General features: G+C 50.4%; 19 protein-coding genes. All 19 read right to left on the minus strand.

The window, feature by feature from the left end:
* Window positions 1-6: 6 nt before the first annotated feature.
* The 19 genes from B9A14_RS11465 to trpD all read right to left on the minus strand — a co-directional run bounded on the left by B9A14_RS11465 (window position 7) and on the right by trpD (window position 19,858).
* Entirely contained in the window at window positions 7-987 is a 981-nt protein-coding gene (locus B9A14_RS11465; RefSeq protein WP_157109942.1) for a DUF3189 family protein, read from the minus strand.
* A complete protein-coding gene (locus B9A14_RS11470; protein WP_422938475.1) occupies window positions 974-1,141 on the minus strand; it encodes a capping complex subunit for YIEGIA in 168 nt (55 codons plus the stop codon). The genes B9A14_RS11465 and B9A14_RS11470 overlap by 14 nt, the downstream gene beginning before the upstream one ends.
* 365 nt (window positions 1,142-1,506) lie before the next feature.
* Window positions 1,507-2,787: an IS110 family RNA-guided transposase gene (locus B9A14_RS11475; protein ID WP_084663962.1), complete on the minus strand. Its 1,281-nt coding sequence runs from the start codon at window positions 2,785-2,787 to the stop codon at window positions 1,507-1,509.
* 122 nt (window positions 2,788-2,909) lie between these two features.
* Window positions 2,910-3,800, minus strand: a complete 891-nt coding sequence (locus tag B9A14_RS11480; RefSeq protein ID WP_084665823.1) for a YIEGIA family protein — start codon at window positions 3,798-3,800, stop codon at window positions 2,910-2,912.
* A gap of 2 nt (window positions 3,801-3,802) precedes the next feature.
* The gene (spoIIP, locus tag B9A14_RS11485) at window positions 3,803-5,059 is read right to left on the minus strand and encodes a stage II sporulation protein P (protein ID WP_084665824.1); all 1,257 of its coding nucleotides are present in this window, start codon (window positions 5,057-5,059) and stop codon (window positions 3,803-3,805) included.
* Window positions 5,052-5,786 (minus strand): DUF1614 domain-containing protein, encoded by a 735-nt coding sequence (locus B9A14_RS11490; protein WP_084665825.1) that lies wholly within the window; start codon window positions 5,784-5,786, stop codon window positions 5,052-5,054. Before B9A14_RS11490 ends, spoIIP begins: the two co-directional genes overlap by 8 nt.
* A gap of 72 nt (window positions 5,787-5,858) precedes the next feature.
* Window positions 5,859-8,018 (minus strand): bifunctional 4-hydroxy-3-methylbut-2-enyl diphosphate reductase/30S ribosomal protein S1, encoded by a 2,160-nt coding sequence (locus B9A14_RS11495; protein ID WP_084665826.1) that lies wholly within the window; start codon window positions 8,016-8,018, stop codon window positions 5,859-5,861.
* 79 nt (window positions 8,019-8,097) lie between these two features.
* Window positions 8,098-8,709, minus strand: a complete 612-nt coding sequence (locus B9A14_RS11500) for a lysophospholipid acyltransferase family protein (RefSeq protein ID WP_231967720.1) — start codon at window positions 8,707-8,709, stop codon at window positions 8,098-8,100.
* Entirely contained in the window at window positions 8,709-9,377 is a 669-nt protein-coding gene (gene cmk / locus B9A14_RS11505; RefSeq protein WP_084665827.1) for a (d)CMP kinase, read from the minus strand. The genes B9A14_RS11500 and cmk overlap by 1 nt, the downstream gene beginning before the upstream one ends.
* The gene (gene aroA, locus B9A14_RS11510) at window positions 9,374-10,657 is read right to left on the minus strand and encodes a 3-phosphoshikimate 1-carboxyvinyltransferase (protein ID WP_084665828.1); all 1,284 of its coding nucleotides are present in this window, start codon (window positions 10,655-10,657) and stop codon (window positions 9,374-9,376) included. The genes cmk and aroA overlap by 4 nt, the downstream gene beginning before the upstream one ends.
* 63 nt (window positions 10,658-10,720) lie before the next feature.
* Window positions 10,721-11,965 carry an ISL3 family transposase gene (locus B9A14_RS11515; RefSeq protein WP_084665599.1) on the minus strand — a complete coding sequence of 415 codons (1,245 nt, stop codon included), beginning with the start codon at window positions 11,963-11,965 and terminating at the stop codon, window positions 10,721-10,723.
* A gap of 166 nt (window positions 11,966-12,131) precedes the next feature.
* A complete protein-coding gene (locus B9A14_RS11520; RefSeq protein WP_084665829.1) occupies window positions 12,132-13,232 on the minus strand; it encodes a prephenate dehydrogenase in 1,101 nt (366 codons plus the stop codon).
* On the minus strand, window positions 13,225-14,088 hold the full coding sequence (pheA, locus tag B9A14_RS11525) for a prephenate dehydratase (RefSeq protein ID WP_084665830.1): 864 nt from the start codon (window positions 14,086-14,088) through the stop codon (window positions 13,225-13,227). Before pheA ends, B9A14_RS11520 begins: the two co-directional genes overlap by 8 nt.
* Window positions 14,085-15,113: a 3-deoxy-7-phosphoheptulonate synthase gene (gene aroF / locus B9A14_RS11530; protein ID WP_084665831.1), complete on the minus strand. Its 1,029-nt coding sequence runs from the start codon at window positions 15,111-15,113 to the stop codon at window positions 14,085-14,087. The genes pheA and aroF overlap by 4 nt, the downstream gene beginning before the upstream one ends.
* Window positions 15,114-15,381: 268 nt before the next feature.
* Window positions 15,382-16,188, minus strand: a complete 807-nt coding sequence (gene trpA, locus B9A14_RS11535) for a tryptophan synthase subunit alpha (protein WP_231967722.1) — start codon at window positions 16,186-16,188, stop codon at window positions 15,382-15,384.
* On the minus strand, window positions 16,185-17,378 hold the full coding sequence (gene trpB, locus B9A14_RS11540) for a tryptophan synthase subunit beta (protein WP_084665832.1): 1,194 nt from the start codon (window positions 17,376-17,378) through the stop codon (window positions 16,185-16,187). Before trpB ends, trpA begins: the two co-directional genes overlap by 4 nt.
* Window positions 17,379-17,410: 32 nt before the next feature.
* A complete protein-coding gene (locus B9A14_RS11545) occupies window positions 17,411-18,055 on the minus strand; it encodes a phosphoribosylanthranilate isomerase (RefSeq protein WP_084665833.1) in 645 nt (214 codons plus the stop codon).
* On the minus strand, window positions 18,042-18,842 hold the full coding sequence (gene trpC / locus B9A14_RS11550; RefSeq protein WP_084665834.1) for an indole-3-glycerol phosphate synthase TrpC: 801 nt from the start codon (window positions 18,840-18,842) through the stop codon (window positions 18,042-18,044). The genes B9A14_RS11545 and trpC overlap by 14 nt, the downstream gene beginning before the upstream one ends.
* Window positions 18,842-19,858 carry an anthranilate phosphoribosyltransferase gene (gene trpD, locus B9A14_RS11555; RefSeq protein WP_084665835.1) on the minus strand — a complete coding sequence of 339 codons (1,017 nt, stop codon included), beginning with the start codon at window positions 19,856-19,858 and terminating at the stop codon, window positions 18,842-18,844. Before trpD ends, trpC begins: the two co-directional genes overlap by 1 nt.
* Between the last annotated feature and the right edge of the window lie 49 nt (window positions 19,859-19,907).

Genomic DNA, 19,907 nt, shown 5'->3' on the forward strand with positions numbered 1-19,907 from the left:
CTTTCTTTATTTTTCGCTCCCATTATCTGATATTTTGCTCCCAGCGTCAAGTTTAACCTCAGATATAAGCTTACTAAAATGGGAATAACTTCTCCTTAAACCCCAGTGGAAAACCCAGGGCAGGTGTAGCAGGGAACCTAAATGGGTTAAAGGGGAAGCGTATCTATCTACTTTTATAAGCCGGACAGAATCCTTATCTAGGCCCCAAAGGGAAAGAAATCCTTCTACAATTTGGTGAAGCAAATTGAAATAGGGTCCTATGGCTGTTGCATAAACTTTAAGACCATAGGGGTCTTCGCCTACAAATAAGAGCTGGCCCGGTTTCTTCTTCCAAAAAGTATTTTCCCTAGGATATTCATCAAGATATTCTAGAGGGGAACCTGCACTGACGCGTAGGTATAAAGTAGCCGCAGCCAGGGCCAATGCGAGGGTGCGGGAAGAAGTGAAAATAAGGAGGCGGGAAGGTTTTTCCCTAGGTGAAAGTTCAACTGGAAAAGAGGAGACCCGGAGAGGACTTAAAGTTTCTACTAGGCTTACTAGGCTAGGGTAAGCCCGCTTTACCCCCCAGGTTACCAAGGGCCTTCCCAAGAAAGTAAGGCCCAAGCGACGGGAAAGGAAGCCTCCTAGGGCCATCCAACAATTCACCAAGGGCGTAGTATCTAAAAGGAGGAGCTCTCCCCGGGGTAACTTAAGGGCCTCGGCTAAGTCATAAAGAAAATTTTCCAAAAGTGTACCCATGCCCCGTTTACCTACGGCGTAGATTTCATGGCCGTAAGAGTCGCGACCCAGGAATTTAATTTCCCCTTCCTCGCCCCGGCGCCTTTGGTCGAAGTAAGGTATAGCTTGTATTTCGGCCGCACTGGGAAGGTGTTCTCGCGGAAGCCAACCCAAGTGGAGGGCGGCAGCAACTATAGAAGAGTGGGTTCCGCCGAAGCAGTGATAGATGATCTTCATGATTTCCCTTATAATTAGTCTAATGTCGAACAATAATCAAAAGGCCGTTTTCTAAATCGTGGGCTACAGCATCTAAGGTACGGCTTAAAATAAGCCCTAGTTTCTGCTGTTCTTCTTCGTCCTCAGCTAGAAAAATAGGAGAACCACCACCGCCTACCTTGTCGCTTGCCTGGCGGGTAGCCACCACGGCCAAGATCTGTCCTTTAAGTTCTATAGCTATTATTTATCCCTCCTATCTCAATTTTTTGCTTAAATCTCCCTCTATCTCTCGCTCTCTTAGATTTTCAAGTTTTTCATCCTCCATCTAAGAAACGAGAGAGAAGGGTTAAAAATTACCATGGGTATTTTTGAGTATTTTTTATCCTAAGGTTTTGGGTGGACCCTCACCTTAAAATTCGCCCCCAGGCTACCCTATCATTTCTCGCAGGGTCTTGCCCTTTCATTCCTTCGTCCTGCCTTAAGGGGGCGGGTGGGGCCTGCCTTTACTTAATTACAGGGTCTATGCCCTTATGGAGGGATTTGGCTTCCCCCACCCAAAACCTCCCTAGCTCTTTAAGCTACTTTCTTTAGTTGTTCTTCCCGGTATTTCCCTAATACTTTGCTGGCATCATATTCCTTCTTCTGGGTAATAAGGGTAAACATCACCCGCACTAGCTTTAAAGCCACAGCTACTAGAGCCTGCTTCCTCGTTAAAGGATTTTCCGGCCTCTTTAGGAAATAGTGATATAGCGCTTTAAATTCTTTGTTCTTAGCCACTAGAATAAGGCTCACCTGGTAAAGTAGATTCCTTAGCCCCGGCCGACCCCTCTTGGATATGGTGGTCTTGGCCTTCTGTTTCTTCCCCGATTTCTGGGCCGTTAGGTTATAACCAGCTAGTTTCCGTATCTGTCTCCAGTGCTGGTATTTCGCTGGGTCACCTATCTCCCCTAAAAAGCCTGCCGCTGTTACTACCCCTACCCCAGGAATGCTTAAAAGATAATTCGCTAAACCTGTCTCCTCTAGGTATCGCCCCATGGCTTCCTCTGTCTTCCTTATTTGACCTTGGTAAAACTCGATTTCTTCCAAGCAGGCTTGAAGTTTGACTTTAGCCCCTTCTAGCCCTTCTTTAACACCTATGCTCTTTTCTGCTGCTTGCCTTAGAGCAAGAGCCCTCTTTATCCCTACTCTACTGTTCGAGGCCTGTTTTAGCCCTTCTTCTAGTTCTTCTAACTTTAGGCTTAATATGTCCTTAGGAAAGGGACAGTTCCTTAAGACCCACTGGGCTGCCTTGCCTAAAAGACTCTTAAATACTTCCATTAGCTCGGGAAAATATTCATCTACTATGGCTTTAAGCTGGCAGAGGGCAGCGTTAAGTTTTTTGTGTTCCTGCTGCCGGGTAATATAAAGGGTCCTCAGTTCTGCATATATCCCTTCCGGTAAGATGCAGTGCAAGAATTTGCCCTCTTTTACCAGTTGGGCTATAAGGCCTGCATCCTTGCGGTCGTTCTTGTCTTGGCTATTGTCTTCCATCTCTTTGCTGTTTTTAACGTGATAAGGATTTACAATTACTACAGTGTAACCTGCCTCTTTTAGGAAATAGGCTAGAGGTTTCCAGTAGTGTCCTGTGGGTTCCATGCCTATAATGATACGTTCCGCCTTCTCTTTCTCCTTGGCTTCGCTTATTTTCCCTAGTAGACGGCAGAAACCTTCTCTGCTATTATGAAAGTAGAACGGTTTTACTACGTCGATACCCATGCTGTTATATATCCGGGCGTAATGGTTTTTCTTAGCTACATCCACTCCCACGATCAGCACGTTGCCATAAACTAAGGCTTTCTTTTCGGCCTTTTGCATCGCTTGCTCGCCTCCTGGTATCTGAGGTTTTGTCGTTCAATTCCTTTCTACCAGGAGGCTTTCTTATTGGCAACGGCTATCCTAAATCATTACAGGAATGCTTAACTTGTTTGGGTTTATCTTTAATCTGCGGCCGCCCGGCCAATACGGCTTTTTAAAGGACGGGTGACGGCGCTCTCTAGTACTGGTGTCATACGGACCGCCTGAAGGAGGCATTCCATATCGGGTTCATTGGGAAGGATATAGAGGACTACTTCGCCTGTATCAATGTTTTTGCAGGCCAAGGGTTTCCAATCTCGTTCGCTGATATCTACTTTGGTCCCCAAGAGGCTCGCCACTGTATGGAGTATGGCTTGCCTCTGCCCCGCATCGTGTAAGATGGCCCTGGCATCGTCGTTTTTGGGCTTTATAATTACTGCCCGGCCCTCCCGCAAGATCTTTTCCCGGGCTTTTTTTAGACCTATATTGGTAAGGACCACTCCCTGAATGGTTAAAAAAGGTCCTTTGAAGGTTATGCTGGCCGGTTCTACGGTGGCTATTTCCCCTAAGTATTTCCCCCGCCTTAAATGGCCACTAATATAGATTAACACTAAACCTAAGGCTACCCCTACGCCCCAGTGAAAGTAAAAGGTGGCTAGGCTACTTCCCAGGGAAGTAAGCATGACCAGGTAGTTGCGGGACTCAAAAACCCGGGCGATGCCTTCGATGTAGTCCCGTCCCCGGGGAACAAGTTCTAATTCTTCCAGCTCAGCTAAAGATTTACGTTCTAAGTTACGGATCTCCCTGAACTGTTGGGCTGCCAGCGCCAGGAAAGTCACCGCTGTGTATTCCCGGGCCGCCAAAGCTGGAACAGCCACAGCTCCAATTAAGGAAGCTATGGCTGCCAAGGAGAGATGGGTTATTACACTATGAGGATAACCGGGATAACGGCGATAATCGGTACGGAGAAGGTATATCCTACAGGCCAGGCCGGAAGCCATTCCCACTACTAAGGTTAAAGCCAGGGAATCCATGGCTAATCCTTCTGCCAGTCTTTCCTTTCATCATTGGGAGCTAGTTTTTCCGCTGGTACTTTTTTGTATTGGAGTACTTGACCTGCGTCTCTCCTTTGGGTGTTTAAGGGACGGCGCAAGCGCTGGCCTAGAAGGTTAGCCCATTCGATGGAGGTATATTGTTTAAGCCTGGCCAGAGCTTTATCCCAACCACCCGAGCTTAAAATAAGGAAAGCTCCGCCGCCTAAGACAAAAGCCAACACTACGAAGAGCACCCCTTTCCAGTCACCAGCTGTGCTGGGGGCTGCCGGGCCAGGTTGAGGAGTTATTCCAAGTACAGTGGGGATCACTTCGGCGATAAGCCCCGCCCCGCGTTGGGCTTCTTCCCTAGTATTGGTATGGGTGCCGATCTCTAAAAGAATGGCCCGGGGGGAAAGATCTTGGTTATAGCTCCCTGCTCCAATAAATATCCCGCGGATAAGGCCAGGATATTTGGCATCCGCCGCTGCCTTGATCCTTTTGGCAAAGTCTAGATTGGCATTCATGTTTTGGTTCTCCCGGCCTATCACCAGGCGAACTTTCGTAACTTGTTTATCAGCCACCACTTGCCGGTAAAAATCAGGATCAGGGACACCATCCCGATGGATATCGAAAATAGCGGCCGGCCCTTTACTTACCAGTTGAGCAGCTGTACGGCGTGAGCGTTTATAGGAATTATTGTCATGGGGTTCGTGGGCCGAAAGATCATGGTCTACATTTACGCCCATGCTCCGTAATTTAGCCGCGAAGACTTCGCCTACTTTGAATATACCCCCGTGTCCAGGGATACTTTCTGTACCATCAGTGGGTACATAGGATTCGTCGCTATGGGTATGGTACACAGCTACCAGGTTTTTAGCCCCACCAGCCTGGACAGGCTGGGTACTTAAGCCAGAGCTGGAAGTTAAAGGAGGCCTTTCTAGAGAGATATTCTCTTTACCTATAGGAGTACATATGGCCTTATTACTTTCAATGCGAGTCACCCGGTACCGCCTATTATCTTGTGCTATAAATTCATCACCTTTATAAACTATACGGGCCATTTTATCTAACACCTGGTCCTGCTCGTCCACCAGGATAGTGTAATCGCCTACAGTATGCTCTTTCAGTTCCCAGGGTCTAAAACTAAACGCCGGGACTAAGGTAGGCCTCTGGGGCCACCAGAGCTTATAGGTAACGGCTAGGCTTAAAAGAGCAGCCAGAAGAAGGCTTAAGGTTAAGTAGGACGATCTTTTAAGCACGGCCTTCACCGTCCTTCTTGTCTAATGTAAGGGCCTTCTTAGCTGGAGAAAGCCGCAGCCTTTCTAAGAGGGATTTAGGTCGGCCTTCTACCTCCGGGCCTCCCTGGAGCCGCTCCCGGCCTTCACCTATTAGTTCCGCCAGGAGTACAGCTACCACACCGGAAAGAAGGCTTACGTCCATGGCCCCAGCCCCACCTATGGCTACGGTGCCCCGGGTGCCGGAAAAAGCCAGGACCAAGTAATCGATGATGTCTAGAATAAGAATCCCTAGAATAGCGGCTACGAAGGCTGCGCGGCGTGAGCGGCCCACTAAATACGCCATGCCGCCTGCTACCAAGGGGTAGTAATAGAGGGGATCGAGTACGTTCCAGGCAAAATCCCAGGGCTCGCGGCCCCGCATGAGCCAGCTGTTGAGTCCGAAGATAGCTCCTGCGGTGACAACTGCTGCAAGTAAAGCGCGGGCCACCTCTTTCCGGGTGCCTGCCCGGTATAAGACGTAAAGGGCTAAGCCTAAGGGAATAAGTCCGCCCCCTACATTAAAGGAAACCGCTATAGGTCCCCGGGATAAAGGGATGTTAATAAAGCTTCCTAAGGCTGAGGCAGCCACCAAGGCCAAGGCAGCCTTGTCGCTTAAATATAACCGATCTAGAACCCTTTGGGCCAACCCAAAATAAATTAAGAGAAATACAATTACAAGGGCGAGAACCCCTAAAGGATATCCAGCCATAAAAAAATCTCCCCTTTCCGGCTATAGGGTGTCCTGGAAAGGGGAGAAATATACAGGCTCTTTAATTTAAACCTAATCTTGGTTATTAGCCCCGAAGAGGTCCCCGAAAAGTTCGCCCAATTTTACCCCGCTTCCGTCTTCTTTAGACGGCTTTTCACTAGAATCGGGATTGCCCTTGGGTTTATCCTGTAGGGCCTGGCGCAGGCTTAAGCTCATGCGCTGGGCTTCCTGGTCCACTTTTAATACTTTGACAGGGATCACCTGGCCGACAGCCACCACTTCCTCTGGTTTTTCCACCCGGTGATCAGCCAGTTGCGAAATGTGCACCAACCCTTCGATCCCCGGCTCTACTTCTACAAAGGCCCCAAAGGGAGCAAGTCGTAAAACTTTACCCTGGACAACAGTACCCACAGGGTAACGTTCGCGGGCAGTATTCCAGGGATTAGGCAGGAGCTGCTTACGGCCTAGGGAGACTCTGCCTTCTTCCCGGTCCACCCCTAGCACCTTAACCTCGATCTCTTGGCCTTCCTGTAGCACATCCTGGGGATGTTCTACGCGGCCCCAAGAGATCTCGGAGACGTGGAGCAATCCATCCACGCCACCCAAGTCAATAAAGGCACCGAAATTAGTTAAACGTCGTACAATACCTTTACGCACCTGGCCAGGTTCTAAGCTCTCCCAGGTGGCCTGGCGCTGCTTCTCAAACTCTTCATCTAAAATAGCCCTTTGGGAAAGGACAAGTTTATTCTTGGCCCGATCTAGTTCTATAACCTTTAAGCGTAAAGTTTTACCTAAATAAGCATGGAGATCTTCTACAAAACCTCGCTCGATAAGGGAAGCCGGGACAAACCCGCGTACACCGACATCCACTAAAAGTCCACCTTTAACTACTCCCACCACTTCACCGCGTAGCTCCTCACCATTGGTAAAGGCGGCTTCTAGCCTGTCCCAGGCTATCCGGCGGTCTGCCCTTTTCTTGGAGAGCAAGGGATGGCCATCTTCATTTTCTGGCCGCAAGACCATGACATGTATCTCCTGGCCGACAGCTACCACTTCTGAGGGGTGATTAAAGGGACGATAGGAGAGTTCAGTTAAGGGTATAACCCCTTCTGACTTGCCTCCCACATCCACCAGGACTTCATTATCCCTCACTTGAACTACGGTGCCGACTATAACGCTACCCCGGCGGAGCCTGAATATACGCTCTGCCTCCTCAGGATGACTCGACATCTCTATTCCAGGCTGTTCTCCGGCAGTCGGAACCTCATCTTGTCTAAATTCTCCATCATACTGGGAAATCTCGTGGGCCACAGCCGGCGTTGTATCTCTTGCCTCTCCGTTAGGTTTGGATAGCAGAGCTTCCGCCCTTTCTACGCCGACTTCCGGGGTTTTGGGTTCCTTAATACTTTCTGAAAGATGTTGTAGCATTTTCACTACCTCCTCAATGATCCACGCCGGGGTGGAAGCGCCACCGGTAACGCCTACTTTTTGGGCCCCCGCAAACCACTCGGAGCGCAACTCCCCAGCCTTTTCCACATGGTAGGTGGGCGTACCCGTATTCCGGCAAAGTTCAGCCAGATGCCGGGTGTTGGCGCTGTTCCGGCCCCCCACTACCACCATGATATCCACCTGGCGGGCTAACCTTACCGCTGCCTCTTGCCGGCGACGGGTGGCCTCGCAGATGGTATTGTATACCCATAATTCAGCCGTTTTGGGCAGGAGGGCCGCAACTACCGCTTGCAAAGTTTCTTGCGGCTGGGTGGTTTGGACGATAACCGCCCTCCGCGAGCTTTGAGGTAGGTTTTCAACCTCAGCCGCACTGGATATTACTTTTGCCTTACCTTGGGCCCACTCTACCAGCCCTCTGACCTCGGCATGTTCCGGGTCGCCGACTATAATAATTTCTAATCCTTGGGAAGCGAGCTCCTGGGCCAGCTCTTGCGCCCGCCGTACAAAAGGACAAGTGGCATCTATTATTTCCAGCCCTTTGGCCCGGGCTTGTTCCAACACTTGGGGAGGAACACCGTGGGAGCGTATCAGTATTCTCCCCTCTTCCACTTCTTCTAAGCTGGCCACTGGCCGGACACCCTGGGCAGCCAATTTTTCCACAACTTGGGGATTATGGATTAAGGGGCCCAGGGAAGCCACCGGCTTAGGAGCTATTTCGGCTTTTTTTACGGCCCGCGCGACACCGGAACAAAACCCCGCATAGTCGGCGACGAACACATCCACCGGGTCATCTTCTCCTTAAGAACTTTAATAAGAGTTCGCGAAAAATCGTCTAATTCCTGCCTGTAAGGCAAAAAAGGCCTTAGGCTTCCTTTAGCAATTTAGATATAGCCTCCCGGGCTTTTTGGGAGAGCTCCTCCACCTCCAAAGGGGTGTAACTCTCCTTTGATCCGGGATAAATGGGATTCCCAATTAAAACTTGGAAGGTATGGAACCATCCCCGACGAAAAATCTGTTCTGTTCCCTTGACTGCCACCGGGACCAGTGGAGCTCCTGTTTTAAGGCTAAGTAGAGCTGCTCCACCGTGAAAGGCACCCAGTTCCCCTGTTCTAACCCGGGTCCCTTCTGGGAACATGCCCAGCACCTGGCCAGAACGGAGGATCTCTAGGCTCTCTTTTAGAGCCTGGCGATCAGATCTGCCTCGCCGAACTGGAAAAGCCCCTAAGGCCCGAAGAAGCTGGGCAAGAAAAGGGATCCGGAAGAGCTCCTCCTTAGCCATAAAACGGACAGGCCGGGGGATAGCTACCCCGACGGCCACCGGATCCCATAGGGATACGTGATTGGATACCACCACTGCTGGGCCCTCAAGGGGGAAATTCTCCTGCCCTTTAACTTCCCAGCGGCATATATACTGAAAAAAAATGTAGCATATAAATTTAGCTAGACGATAAAACAAGGCGGGGCTATCCCCCATTAACAATTCTTCCTAATTGTTTTCAGAATATGCTCCGTTACCTCTTCCGGCGTAAGGTTACTTGTGTCTATAATAACGGCATCTGGGGCTGGCCGTAAAGGAGCCACAATCCTCTGGCTGTCTCGCCGGTCCCGCTCTTCGATCTCCCGTTTTATTTCTTCTAAAGAAAACTTATTCCCCTGGGCTATCAATTCCTGCCAACGCCTTCTAGCCCGCTCCTCCAGGGAAGCGGTGAGGAAAAACTTATGGTTTGCTTCCGGAAGAACATGAGTACCGATATCCCGGCCATCCATAACTACTTTTCTTCTTGCCGCCAGATCCCGCTGTAACTTTACCATTTCCTCCCGCACCCTGGGCCAGGCTGCTACTGTAGAGACATGTCGGGATACCTCGGGAGACCTAATAAGACGGGTTACATCCTCCCCATCACAGTAAACAGATACTTCTCCTGGAGCAACTTCTTTAAATTCCAAGGAAGTGTTTCGAGCAAGATCTACTAGGGCAGCCTCGTCAGTAACCTTTGTTCCCTCCTTTAGAGCTTTCCAGGTAAGGGCGCGATACATAGCCCCTGTGTCAATATACAAATAGCCCAGCCGCTTAGCTAGTTGCCGGGCTACTGTGCTCTTTCCAGCCCCCGCCGGTCCATCTATAGCTATGTTATCCCTCACTTGGTTAATGCCTCCAGGTCGGCCAGGAAACCGGGATAAGAGATACTCATGCACTCGGCTCCGCGGATAACCGTTTCCCCTTCGGCAATCAAACCGGCTACCGCCAGAGCCATGGCCAGGCGGTGATCACCGTGGCTATCTACCACTGCCCCCTTTAAGCTCCCGCCCTCCAACACCATGCCATCGGGCAAGGTTTCGATTTTAGCTCCCATCTTACGAAGTTCCACAGCTAAGGTGGTTATCCGGTCGCTCTCTTTAACTTTAAGTTCTGCTGCATCTCTAATTACAGTAGAACCCTGGGCTACAGCTGCTGCCACGGCCAGCACCGGTATTTCATCGATAAGGCGAGGGATTAATGCGCCACCGATCTTAGTACCTTTAAGGGAACTACTGCGCGCCCTTACCACCCCGTAGGGCTCTCCAGCGCTAACCCCCTCCTGGATAACCTCTAGTTCAGCCCCCATCTCTTGCAGGACGGTGAGTAAACCGGTTCGGGTGGGATTAAGCCCCACATTGCGAACCACTACTTCGGCTCGCGGATGAATACAAGCAGCAACTAAAAAGAAAGCGGCGGCGGAAAAATCACCGGGAATGCAAATCTTAAAGGGCTGTATCCTTTGGCGGCCGTAAATGGTTATCTCCAGATCTTCCTTTTTTATTTTTACTCCGCAATATTCCAACATTCGCTCTGTATGATCCCGCGCTGGAACAGGTTCCCGTACCACTGTTTCTCCCTCGGTGTGAAGGCCAGCTAAGAGGAGGGCCGATTTTACTTGAGCGCTGGCTACAGGAAGATTATACTCTATAGGACGGAGATTACCTCCTTTAATACTTAAGGGGGCTAGGTTCCCTCCTTCGCGGCCCCAAATATGGGCCCCCATCTGCCTTAAAGGTTCGGCTACCCGGGCCATAGGGCGGCGACGTAAAGAATGATCACCTGTTATTACCGAATAGAAGGGTTGGGCCGCAAGCACCCCCAAAAGAAACCGCATAGTAGTTCCTGAATTCCCGGCATCCAGGACATCCTCAGGCTCTTTTAAACCTTCCGGCCCCTGAGCGCGGATTTTAAGCTTGCCTTCCCGGGGACCTTCTATTTCTACCCCTAAAGCCTGTAAACAACGCAGGGTACTGAGGCAATCACCTGCTTCCAAAAAATTGCTGATTTCTGATGTGCCATCGGCCAAGGCAGCAAAAATAGCAGCCCGGTGCGAAATGGATTTATCCCCCGGGGGGGAAAATTCTCCTCGTAAAAACGGCGTCCGCTTGATAGTCAGATCCAACCTGTTTTCCTCCCGCCACCAAAGTTACCAAGAAAGCTACTGCCTGTCAAGGTGGAGACGGCTCTATGTCAATAGTTGTGGGATCAGATTTTGGGGGCAACATCCTAGGAAGATTTTTTTGATGAAATGAATGCGATTTCTGAAGCCGAAACTTAAGCGTTTAAGCATTTTGCTTAAGGTATTTTTACCTTCTATATAGCCATTAGTGTACCGGCGACCTTGCTGGGTATATCTTACCAGGTTTAATATTTCTGACCTCCAAGACTTGATAGTACGGGCCCATATCCGTCCCTCTGCATTTTCAGCGCATTCTGCATTTATAAACCAACGGCTCAAAGCAGCTTTTGCCTCTTCTACCCGGTCCATCCTTAGAATTTGCCTTAAGTCTTCCTTTAGCTGGTATAATTCATAGAGGGACGGGTATTTATCTTTAATTTTTTCTAATGCCTCTTGCTGTCTGGGAGTAAGTCTCTCTTTAGCTTTAATCAAAGGAAACCGGGGTATCTTCTCTTTGCTCGCTTCTTGCTCTATCCTTCTTGCCTCATCTAAACGACGGTTAGCATCCTGGATCACATGAAAAGGGTCTACTATTATCTTGGCTGAAGGAAATATTGCTTTGATTAACTTACGCCAAGAGTCTTTCATGTCAATTACTACCGCCTCTACTTTGACCCCAGCTTTCTTGAGCTCTTCTAGGTAAGCCTTTATAGTTGCCGTCCTCACATCCTCTAAAATAGTCAAAGGCCTCTTGTCCGGTTCCAACCTCCCTACCATGCATACAAAATCGTTCCCAGTAAAGGATAGCTCATCTAAGGTTAACACTATAGGTTCTTGAGTATCATCAAAAGGAAGATTAGGCTGGACATACTTGTCCACTAATCTTATAACCCTAGTGGGGGTAAGGTTTAACATTTGAGCCGCATAAGTAAAGCTCATCCTCTGGGCATAATAAACTACTGTCTGCACCCCTAATTTTGTAAATCTGGCCCAGGGGTTGGTACCCGGAGGACGAAGGGTATAAGTCTTACCACAACGGTAACACTTATACCGTACGGGAACCCAGGACAGAATAACCCATCTCCCATATAAGAAAGCATGATGAATTCTTCTTTCTTTTGGCTTCTGGTTTTCCTTTAAGAAGCCATGCCTGTGTAATTTGCCTTCGTTGCATACAGGACATACCTCTGGAGGGTCTACGGTTACCTTTAACACAATATCTCCTGGGTCTTGGGGTTCTTCTAAAATGGGCTGTAGTATTTTCTCAAAATTCTCTTGCTCTTCGAGGGTGAACGTGTTAATCTTGTGCATGGGGGCACTCCTTTCTTGAAGGGGTTTGTGTTTGCTAACATTCAATTTGGATGTGCCCCCGTCCTTTTCCTCCTACAACCAAAATCTACCTTCCCACTCGCTTAATCCCATCTACCCCTATCCCACACTTTTTATTATAGAGCCGGTGGAGACGGCAACCTCTTAGCTATTCTCGCCAGCGGGCAGTAATGCCATGACGGCGCAAAACCTGGAGAGCCTGTTCGGCTGCGGAAGAACTCGTGAAGCCCAGGCGTATACTTCCACCCTCCCCTTCCCGGACGCGTAAAATTTCGATATCGCTTATATTAATCCCTTCCTGACCTAAAATTTGGCCCACGAAGCCGATAACTCCCGGCCGGTCAGGTACGGTAATAACTATTTCGTGGAGAGTAGGGAGCAAGCCTTTCTGGCGGGCCGGGATTTGGTTTCGCCAGCTCCGGGCATATTCTAAGGCCTCCAGCAACCCTTGGCCATCGTGCTCTCTAATTAGGGTTGCTAACCGCCTAATTTCCTGCTCCCAAGCCTCTAGGATATTTAAAAGAACCTGGGCGTTGCTTAAATATATATCCCGCCACATTATAGGGTGGCCGGAAGCGATGCGGGTGGTATCGCGAAAACCACCGGCTGCTAGCATCAAAAGCTCCCGGTGTTCTAAAGAATACCTGGCTACCATATGCATAAGGGATACGGCTAGGAAATGGGGGAGGTGGCTTACCACCCCTACCACCCAATCATGCTTTTCAGGAGGGAGGCATATTACCCGGGCCCCCAAGGCCGTAAGTATGGTTTTAAGGCGGCTTAGGGCCTCTTCCGAAGTTCTTGTAGTGGGGGTGAGGATATAAACGGCATTTTCTAGAAGATAACGATCAGCAGCGCTGATACCCGCCCGCTCCGAACCTGTCATGGGATGGCCGCCAATATAAGTAATAGAAGAGGGGAAAATCGTTTCTAACTCATGTACTACTTTAGCCTTAGTACTACCCGTGTCAGTAACAATAGCCTGGGGGGAAAGATAAGGAGCTATCTCCCGGGCCACAGAAGGAAGCACCCCTACTGGTACAGCCAAAATAACCAGTTCCGCCCCCTGTACAGCTTCTTGTGAGCTGGTGGCCAAGTGGTTGATGGCGCCCATCTCTAATGCCTTTTCCAGAGCTTTTCTTTCGCGGTCGTAACCCGCCACTTCCTGGGCTATTTTGCCTTGTAGGAGGGCCATACCCAAGGAACCACCTATTAAGCCCAGGCCTATGATAGCTGCCCTCTTAATCATCTTCCTTCCCCCCTTCCCTGTAGCAAGGATAAGAACCAAGTACCCTTAAAAAACTGGTGCGGGGACGCAAGGCGGCCAGCACCCCAGCTAATGGCTCACGCTCTGCATGGCCTTCGCAATCTAAGAAAAAAAGATACTCGCCCAGTTCCTTTTTGGTAGGGCGAGATTCAATACGGGTAAGATTTATCCCTGCCTCAGCGAAGTCCCGCAGGATGTTGTAGAGGCCGCCGGGCCGATTCTCTGGCAGGGCCAAGACCAGGGAGGTTTTATAAGGTCCTCGGCCAGGTACCCTTTCCCGGCTTACAATTACAAAACGCGTTTTGTTGCCCGGATAATCTTCAATCCCTTGGTATAGCACCGGAAGTCCATAAAGCCGAGCTGCAAAGGAGGAACCTATAGCTGCACTTCCCTTTCGGGAGGTCGCCAAAACGAAGGCCCCCGCTGTGCTGGTGGCGGGACAGAGGCGTGCCTTAGGTAAACGGCTGGCTAAGAACCTGCGGCACTGGGCCAGGGCGTGGGGATGGGACCACACTTCGGTAATGTTTTGAGGATCCGTTTCTTTAGAGGCCAGGCAGTGGCGAACTTCCAATACTACCTCACCAACAATTTGTAAAGCAGGTTCTTCCAGAAGTAAATCCTGTGTTAGGTTGACGCTACCTTCGATAGAATTCTCTAAAGGTAGGATAGCGGCCTGGCACCGGCCTTCCAGCACTGCTTGAACCACTTCTAGAAGGTTTTCAACAGGAAAGAAAGAGGCCACCCCTATCGCAGAACCCCATATTACAGCAGCTTCATGGGAAAAGGTCCCTTCTGGGCCTAAGTAAGCTACCTGATCTATCTTACAACTAGAGTTCACGCTGGGATCCGCCCTAGGCTCCGTCCCAGGACTTTAGCTATCCCTACCACTTCCTTAACTAAAGAAAAGAACTCTTCCGGCCGCAGGCTCTGGGGCCCATCCGAGAGGGCATTTTCCGGTTTAGGATGTACTTCAATCAAAAGGCCATCTGCGCCGGCAGCTATGGCAGCCCGGGCCAGGGGAATTACTAACTCCTTTTTGCCGGTACCATGGCTGGGATCGGCAAGGACCGGGAGATGGGAAAGCTGTTTTACAGCAACCAGGGCGCTAAGATCGAGGGTGTTACGGGTATATGTCTCAAAAGTGCGGATACCCCGTTCGCAAAGGATAACCTTGAAATTCCCTTCGGCCAGGATATATTCCGCTGCCAGTAGCCATTCTTCAATGGTAGCTGAGAGCCCCCTTTTTAAAAGCACAGGCTTCCCCAGACAGGCTATAGTCTTAAGCAGGGCAAAGTTTTGCATATTACGGGAACCGATCTGGAGAACATCCGCCACTTGGGCTACAGCCTCGGCTTTAGTCTGGTCGGTAACTTCTGTAACAATAGCTAGCCCTGTCTCTTCTCGTGCCTCAGCCAAAAGCTTAAGCCCGCGCTCAGCTAAACCTTGGAAAGAATAAGGCGAAGTACGCGGCTTAAAAGCACCGCCACGTAACATGGTAGCACCAGCCTCGCGCACGGCATGGGCTGTCTCCAGAAGTTGCTCCCGACTTTCTACAGCGCAGGGCCCGGCGATAATGTGTATCTCTGGCCCACCTACTTTAAACTTGCCTACTTCTACTATAGTATTTTCTGGCTTAAATTCTCGCGCAGCCAGCTTGTAGGGCTTAAGTATGGGGATCACTTTTTCTACCCCCGGCATGGCTTCCAAGGCTTGATGCTCTAAGCGTGTCTTATCTCCTATGGCTCCAATTACCGTGCGGAGGGTTCCCCGCGATAGGTGAACCTTAAACCCCTCCTTCTCTAGCCTGGCCACTACCCCTTGAATCTCCTTTTCTTCAGCACCAGCTTGCATAACCACAATCATATATAGCCCCCCTAAATGCAAAAGAAAAAACCACCCCGCCAGGAGTGGTGCCTTCTTTTTTGGCTTTTCCTACCTCCTGCCGTCCTACCATCCTACCTTAAGCTAATTAAGAATATAGAGCTAAACATTAACTACTGCTAATACACGTAATACACGCTTAAAATTAATCCTACCTGCTCCTACCATGCTACTATTTTTTATTAAGCTCACTCTAAACTATAGCATAAGGTATTTCTTCCTGGCAAGGGTTTTTAGCGGTTCTTAAGTTTTAATCAGCGTTATCAAGGGCTTTACGCATGGCCTGTACCAGGCTAGTGGCCTCTTTTATACCCCCCTTGGCTAAGGTCTCTACTATAACGCTACCTACCACAATACCATCCCCTAAAGGGGCCAGCAATTGGGCCTGCTTAGGAGTGCTTATCCCGAAGCCGATGGCTAAAGGTAAGGAAGTAGCCTTCCTAACCCGGGCTAAGTATTCCGGTAGATCGGGTGGTAACTCCTCCCGGGGCCCCGTAACACCAGTAAGGGATACACAATAGATGAAACCTGACGCGTGGCGGGCAATCTCACGCAAACGCTCATCTGGAGTGGTAGGAGCTACCAAAGGTATAAGGGCTAATCCCTTTTCTTTAAGGGAAGTTTTCAAAGGACCGGATTCCTCGTAAGGGAGATCGGGAACGATCACCCCGTCCCCTCCAGCTCCTGCTAGGTCCTGGGCGAACCTGGCCAGGCCATAACGCAGGAGGGGATTGTAATAGCTCATCAATATTAGAGGCACCTGTACTTTCCGCCGCAAGTTATAAGTCAGCTCCAGGACACGGGCCAGGGTGGTCCCGCGGGCAAGGGCCCGTTGGCTGGCCGCCTGGATTACGGGTCCGTCAGCCAAAGGATCCGAAAAGGGCACCCCTAGCTCTACGATATCTGCTCCTGCTCGGGCTATGGCACAAACCGCCTCCAAGGTGGCTTCCAGGGAAGGATCCCCGGCACAGACATAGACAATTAAAGCTTTCTTACCCTGGCGGAAAGAACCGTACAATCTGTCCCCTCCCATATCTTTTCCCCCATTTTCTGTCATGCCACCAAACCACCTAAAAGGTTGGCAACCTGCTGCACGTCTTTGTCCCCGCGGCCCGAAAGGTTTATCACCATAATTTCATTAGGGTTTAATCTAGGTGCCAGCTTGCCCGCCAGGGCGATGGCGTGGGCGCTCTCTAGAGCTGGTAAAATCCCCTCAGTACGGCATAAAAGCTTAAAGGCTTCCAGGGCTTCTTGGTCTGTTATAGCCTGGTAAGTAGCCCGGCCGGTTTCCTTAAGGTAACTGTGCTCAGGTCCTACGCCGGGATGGTCCAGGCCGGCAGCTATCGAATAAGCAGGAAGCACTTGACCTGCCTCATCCTGTAATAGATAGCTATAGGATCCCTGGAGGACTCCAGGCACCCCCGCTGTCAAGGTGGCAGCGTGCTGTCCTGTTTCTAAGCCTTTGCCGCCTGCTTCAGCACCCCAAAGTTTAACTTTTTCTTCCTCTAAAAAGGGGTAGAAAAGTCCCATGGCATTGCTACCGCCACCTACACAAGCCACCAGGTGATCGGGGAGTCTCCCGCATTCAAGGATAATCTGTTCCCGTACTTCCCGGCCGATGACGGCCTGGAAGTCGCGGACCATCATGGGGTATGGGTGAGGCCCCACTACCGAGCCCAGTAAGTAATATGTGTTCCGCACATTGGTGACCCAATCACGTAGAGCCTCATTAATGGCGTCCTTTAAGGTGGCCGTGCCGCTGTGTACCGGATGTACCTTGGCACCTAGAAGCTCCATCCGGAAAACATTTAAAGCCTGGCGCTGGCAGTCTTCTGCCCCCATATATATCTCGCATTCTAGCCCCAGGAGGGCCGCCACAGTAGCAGTGGCTACTCCATGTTGCCCAGCTCCTGTCTCGGCGATTATACGCTTTTTTCCCATTCTGAGGGCCAACAAGGCCTGGCCCAAGGCGTTATTGAGCTTGTGGGAACCGGTGTGGTTTAAATCTTCGCGTTTAAGATAGATTTGAGCCCCGCCCCAATAGCGGGTAAGATTACGGGCAAAATACAAGGGAGTAGGGCGACCAGCGTATTGTTTTAGGTAATGGCTTAACTGTTCCTGAAAGGCTTTATCCTCCCGGGCTTTAAGATAAGCTTCTTCTAATTCTTTAAGGGCCGGCACTAGGGTTTCCGGGACAAACCGGCCACCAAAGGGGCCAAAACGTCCCCTAGCATCAGGCCAATTCACCGTTTTACCTCCTCCGTAAACCTCCAACCAACCTAAAATTTCCTTTGCGGGCAGAATTTTTGCCCTTGGCTCGCCTTGACCACAGCTTCTATAAAACGAGCAATTTTCATAGGGTCCTTTCGCCCATCCGTTTCTACACCACTACTTACATCTACAGCATAGGGCCGGACCTTCTGTATAGCTTCTCCCACATTCTCTGGGGTCAATCCTCCGGCTAAGATAAGGGGGCGCCCCATGCCCACCGCTTCTTGAGCGATCTCCCAGTTGAATGTTTGCCCGGTACCCCCGGGACAGCCAGGTACATAAGTATCCAGCAAGATAGCTTCTACAGGGTACCTGGGGATAAGTTCTAGAACCCGGATATCCCTCACTCTTATAGCCTTAATTAGAGGATAAGCCAAACTACGGCAGTAGTCTGGTGACTCCTCTCCATGGAGCTGCAAAACATGAAGACGGCAAAAGCTAGCTATTTCCAAAAGCCTCGAGCGGGGTTCGTTTACAAATACACCTACGGCAGTGATAAAAGGGGGTAGCTTCTTTATAATTTCCCGGGCCGTTTCAGGCTCGATGCGCCGCTTACTGGGGGCGAAAACAAAACCCAGGGCATGGGCACCGGCATCTAAAGCGGCCCATGCTTCCTCTAGGCTGCGAATGCCGCAGATCTTAACCCTTACCAAAGTACGCATCTCCCCCTATACCGAAAAGCTCCTTGACCTTCCCTTCTATGTCTTCAGCTACCATAAAAGCTTCGCCTACTAAAAGAGCATCCACGCCGGCTCGCCTTAAGGTTAAGACGTCTTCCCGGGTTCTTATGCCGCTTTCGCTTACTACTAGGATGCCCCGAGGTATCAAGGGGCGAAGTTCTAAAGTAGTCCGCAGCTCGACTCTCAAAGTCCTTAAATTCCGGTTGTTTATCCCTATAATTTTAGCCCCAGCCATAAGGGCCCGTTCAATTTCTTCCCCAGTATGGGTTTCTACTAGGGCAGAAAGACCCAACCGGGAGGCTAACTTTAAGTATTCTTTCAGCTGTTCTTGTTCCAAGGCACCTACAATTAAAAGAATAGCATCAGCTCCGAGGACACGGGAAACCCATACCTGATATGCATCAATAATAAAATCCTTTCTTAAAACTGGAAGAGGGCTGGCCTGGCGGACTAGCCGAATATATTGGGGATGGCCCTGGAAAAATCTTTCATCGGTTAATACTGAAAGGGCAGCGGCACCAGCACGAGTATAAATTTGGGCTAATTCCTGAGGATGGAAATTAGCTCTAAGGATACCGCGAGAAGGGGAGGCTTTTTTAAGCTCAGCGATGAGGGCAGGAGGCTTAAAAACCCGCAAGGCACCAGCGAAATCCCTGGTGGCGGGTAAGCTCTGGCACAACTTTTCTACTTCGGCCAGGGGCCAGGCTTCCCGGGCGGCTTCTACTTCTCGGCGTTTATGTTCCAAAATTTTGTCCAGCATCAGGCTGCCCAGCTTTGGGTGAAATTAGCTAGTGCCTCAAGTTTCCTGGCCGCCGCCCCGGAATCTACGCTTTCCGCCGCCCGCTTTAATCCCTCTTGTACCGAATTTGCCCTCCCGGCAGCCATCAGGGCAAAGGCTGCATTAAGAAGTACTATATCCCGTGCCGGGCCGGATTGGCCCTTTAACACCTTCCGGATAATCTGCGCGTTATCTTCCGCAGTACCTCCTATCAATTCAGTCAGGGGTACAGGGTGAATACCCACTTCTTGGGGAGAAAACTCGAAGGTTTCCAGGGTCCCATTTTCTACCCGGGTAATCCTGGTAGGCCCAGTAATGGTTACTTCATCTAAGCCATCGCTGCCATGGACTACGAAGGCTCGGCGGCAGCCCAAACGGCTGAGCACGGCAGCTAACGTTTCGGTAAGATGGGGTGCATATACTCCAACCAGCTGATAATGGGCACCGGCCGGGTTGGTAAGGGGGCCTAGCAAGTTGAAGACTGTGCGGATGCCAATTTCTCGCCGGGGCCCGGCAGCATGTTTCATAGCCTGGTGGAAGGTGGGAGCAAAAAGAAAACCTATGCCTACCTCTTTAAGGCAGGCCTCCACCCCAGCTGGAGGCAAATCTATGCGGACCCCCAAGGCTTCTAACACATCGGCACTGCCAGCCCGGCTGGATACAGACCGGTTTCCATGCTTGGCCACCGGGACTCCGGCACCGGCTACCACAAAAGCCGCCGCAGTTGATATGTTAAAAGTATGCCGGCCATCTCCACCTGTACCGCAGGTATCCACCGCCTCCTCCCTCCCCTTAAGGGGTACGGCGAATCGGCGCATGGTGCGTGCAAAACCCGTGATCTCTTCTACTGTCTCGCCCTTTAAACGCAAGGCTGTTAAAAAAGATCCTATTTGAGCTGGAGTAGCCTGGCCGCTCATAATTATTTCCATGGCCTGGGCGGCTTCAGATTCTGATAAAGAAAAACCATTTACCACTTTTTGAATATATTCCTTTAACATGCTGGGTACCTTTTCTCCCCTTTCTAGATCTTTTCACCCGCCTCTGGCT

Origin of the sequence: Thermanaeromonas toyohensis ToBE, assembly GCF_900176005.1 — a bacterium.
Taxonomy (GTDB): domain Bacteria; phylum Bacillota; class DSM-521; order Neomoorellales; family Neomoorellaceae; genus Thermanaeromonas; species Thermanaeromonas toyohensis.

Excerpts from the sequence above, each read along its gene's own strand:
- trpA (WP_231967722.1), bottom strand. The coding sequence starts at position 16,188 with ATGACAGAAAATGGGGGAAAAGATATGGGAGGGGACAGATTGTACGGT.
- B9A14_RS11475 (WP_084663962.1), bottom strand. The coding sequence starts at position 2,787 with ATGCAAAAGGCCGAAAAGAAAGCCTTAGTTTATGGCAACGTGCTGATC.
- B9A14_RS11480 (WP_084665823.1), bottom strand. The coding sequence starts at position 3,800 with ATGGATTCCCTGGCTTTAACCTTAGTAGTGGGAATGGCTTCCGGCCTG.
- B9A14_RS11520 (WP_084665829.1), bottom strand. The coding sequence starts at position 13,232 with ATGATTAAGAGGGCAGCTATCATAGGCCTGGGCTTAATAGGTGGTTCC.
- B9A14_RS11490 (WP_084665825.1), bottom strand. The coding sequence starts at position 5,786 with ATGGCTGGATATCCTTTAGGGGTTCTCGCCCTTGTAATTGTATTTCTC.
- B9A14_RS11500 (WP_231967720.1), bottom strand. The coding sequence starts at position 8,709 with ATGGGGGATAGCCCCGCCTTGTTTTATCGTCTAGCTAAATTTATATGC.
- trpD (WP_084665835.1), bottom strand. The coding sequence starts at position 19,858 with ATGTTAAAGGAATATATTCAAAAAGTGGTAAATGGTTTTTCTTTATCA.
- trpC (WP_084665834.1), bottom strand. The coding sequence starts at position 18,842 with ATGCTGGACAAAATTTTGGAACATAAACGCCGAGAAGTAGAAGCCGCC.
- aroF (WP_084665831.1), bottom strand. The coding sequence starts at position 15,113 with ATGATTGTGGTTATGCAAGCTGGTGCTGAAGAAAAGGAGATTCAAGGG.
- B9A14_RS11515 (WP_084665599.1), bottom strand. The coding sequence starts at position 11,965 with ATGCACAAGATTAACACGTTCACCCTCGAAGAGCAAGAGAATTTTGAG.